Raw genomic sequence first — 254 nt, forward strand, 5'->3', positions numbered from 1 at the left:
AGGCATAAGCATCAGCAAAGTAGAACCCACTATAGAGTCTTTGCTTAATGGCTTTATGATCCGCAAATTCCTTGCCATTATCGGACGTAATCGTCTTAACGTGTAGTTTCACTGGAGTTAGCATTACCACCATCGCATCCGCGACCAGATGAGCACTCTTTTTAGTCACTCGCTTCATCTTAACCAAACCTGTCTTTCGCTCTACCACTGTCACGATAGCTTGTTTATGGTTTTGACCAATGATGGTGTCCGCT

Annotated in this window: 1 protein-coding gene; it reads right to left on the minus strand. The window is 44.1% G+C overall.

All coding sequences use genetic code 11. From position 1 onward, the window contains the following. Positions 1-254, minus strand: a 254-nt coding sequence (locus tag AAEZ05_RS29355) for an IS30 family transposase (RefSeq protein ID WP_350650137.1), incomplete at both ends; no start/stop codon positions are given.

It is taken from the genome of Pseudomonas sp. HY13-MNA-CIBAN-0226 (assembly GCF_040310305.1).
GTDB classification, from domain to species: Bacteria; Pseudomonadota; Gammaproteobacteria; order Pseudomonadales; family Pseudomonadaceae; genus Aquipseudomonas; species Aquipseudomonas gregormendelii.